Origin of the sequence: Vibrio sp. 1167, from assembly GCF_033340375.1 — a bacterium.
GTDB classification, from domain to species: domain Bacteria; phylum Pseudomonadota; class Gammaproteobacteria; order Enterobacterales; family Vibrionaceae; genus Vibrio; species Vibrio alginolyticus.
Genome location: NZ_JAWOWK010000093.1, coordinates 1 through 1,129 on the forward strand (window position 1 = coordinate 1; position 1,129 = coordinate 1,129).

Here is a 1,129-nt window from a genome sequence, read left to right on the forward strand (position 1 = left end):
AGTTCTTACAACACCATCAGAGTCAAAGTGTTTCAACGAATCTTCATCTAAGTCATGACCAAGACCGATCGATCGAACCTCACTAAGTTCTTCCAATGCCTGATATGCGTTATTTGCTTGATGAAGTACATACGTTTCATAATCGTAATAACTATGATTACTTGTCATCTTCCCTAACAACTCACCTGTCGAAAGCGAATAAACGGGTGAGTTACTATCTATCACCGTCTTATTGTCGTAAGTTACAACATCACCAGTTTTGTAATCCGCTGGCAACACATCAGCTAACGTTACCAGTTTGTTGTTTTCCACTCCAAGAACAATGCTATCCATTTGGTTTATGTTATTTGCATCATTCACAGTAGCTTGGTTTGGACGACCATCAGAAATGAAATAGCTTAAATTCGTTGCGCCACTATCAGCATTCTCAAACCAGTTCAATGCTGATTGGAAGCCTGCTTCATAGTTTGTGTTACCGTCACCGAGCTTCACAATTGCGTCCAATATTGATTCTACTTGAGACTTAGCGTTGTCAGAGCTCAAATCCAACTCGAGCACCTGTTTGCTCTCAGTGGAAAAAGTGGTTAATAAAACGTTCACTTTGCCCGAATGAGGTCCACTCGCACTTTCGATCAGAGTATTCAGCACTGTTTTTAGTTCAGTTACCGCACGGCCAACGTCGTAACCCATACTGCCAGACGTATCGAGCATAAAGGCAATGTTGTAATCCTGACCTTCGACAATTTGTAACCCTTGAACATCACCAACGATCACGTCGTTATCATCGGACCCAACTATGTTGTTATCACCATGCGTACCAGAAACAAACTCATAATCACGGACTGAAACAGAAGCCGTGTCCGCTCCCATTTGAGTATTGTTATTAACTTCAACACTTCCTGCCGTCGCTGTTACATCAAAATCTAACGAGCCATTGTAATCTGCTGGTACAGTAATCGTACCGCTTAGTTGATGACTGGTTTGATTTGGTTCACTTGAAAGGTCAACCGTGTAAGAACCATCGCTGTTTTCAGTAACCGTTTTGCCATTCACCTCTAATGTTAGCCCTGAAGGAATTCCCGTTAAGGTGACGCTATCGTTAATGAATGACTCACTGCCATCCACATCG

The 1,129-nt window shown here is 42.2% G+C and carries 1 protein-coding gene; it reads right to left on the reverse strand.

The features are described from left to right. On the reverse strand, positions 1–1,129 hold a 1,129-nt coding region (locus R7Z78_RS24605), incomplete at both ends, for a vWA domain-containing protein (RefSeq protein WP_169643789.1).